1 protein-coding gene is annotated in these 1,231 nt (G+C 58.7%); it reads right to left on the bottom strand.

Annotation, left to right across the window (positions count from 1 at the left end; translation table 11 throughout):
• Window positions 1–696, bottom strand: a 696-nt coding sequence (gene fghA / locus EKA13_RS27220) for an S-formylglutathione hydrolase (RefSeq protein ID WP_065762034.1), incomplete at its 3' end; no start/stop codon positions are given.
• Window positions 697–1,231: the final 535 nt, after the last annotated feature.

Here is a 1,231-nt window from a genome sequence, read left to right as displayed (position 1 = left end):
TTCTGGGCGCAGCTGGTTCTCGAGAAACTCATCGCCCAGCCCTTGATCGACCAGCAACGGCAAGCGCTCTTGCGCAGAACGGATCAGTTCGACCGTGTCATAGCGCTTCCAGTCATCCTGGTTGTGCTCGCCCAGGTAAGCCGCCAGAGCCTTCTGCCCCCAGGGCACTTGTGTGGGGGCGACGATCGGCGAGAATGCCGAAACACTCGCATAACGACCTGGGTTGCGCAGCGCAATGACCAGGGCACCATGTCCACCCATGGAGTGCCCGCTGATGCTGCGCTTGGACGACGCAGGGAAGTTAGCCTCGATCAGTGCCGGCAGTTCATCGACCACATAGGAATACATCTGGAAGTGATCGCTCCAGGGCAGCTCCGTGGCGTTCACATAGAAACCCGCCCCTTGGCCGAGGTCGTAGGCCGCGTCGTCGGCGACGTTCTCCCCGCGCGGGCTGGTATCGGGGGCAACGACTATGATCCCGTGCCGCGCGGCATAACGTTGTACCGCCGCCTTGGTGATGAAGTTTTGCTCCGTGCAGGTCAGCCCCGAGAGCCAGTAAAGCACCGGGCGCTCTTCATGCTCGGCCTGAGGAGGAAGATAAATTCCGAACTTCATCGTGCAACCGAGCACGGTCGACTCATGCTGATAGACGTCCTGCCAACCCTCGAAGCTGGCGTGATGTTCAATGCGTTCCATGGATACTCTCCTTAACTCAACGAGGTAATGGCCAGGTGCCAATTAACACGCTGTGTCGTCCTCCGATTCTGGAGAGGTACAGGCGTGCGTTGCTTTGACTACCATCAACCAGGTGTCCAGCGTTGCCGCTGGCATGAGGATCGCTACTACAAACTCAGGCGCTACTGCACCGCGAAGGCCAGATGTCGTCTTAGATGTACAAGCAATAAAATGTGCAACCCAGTGCGCCACTGCTGCGATAAGCCCGGCAGCTGACTTGGCCCACTGACCCGCTTTGAATTCGGTGTTATCTGCATCACGCACTTTGTGCGTGTGCACTGCCCTGCATCGATCATCGAGGCCGGACTGCAATGCTTTTGGAGCACATGTCAGCTGACGTGGTCTCCGAGTGCCGTGGCCGCGTGGCATGAGTAGGCATGCCAGGCACGGTCACGGCCAGGGCGGAAGGTGCGGTCGTTCTAACCGGAGCAGGCTCCGTTCACAACGACCTCACGACTCCTTGGTTTCAGACAAAGGTGTAGGCACACACTTTGTT

The organism is Pseudomonas defluvii, from assembly GCF_001695625.1.
Lineage (GTDB): Bacteria > Pseudomonadota > Gammaproteobacteria > Pseudomonadales > Pseudomonadaceae > Aquipseudomonas > Aquipseudomonas defluvii.
Note: the sequence above shows the minus strand (reverse complement) of the source record. Positions and strands in the feature narration are given on the sequence as shown.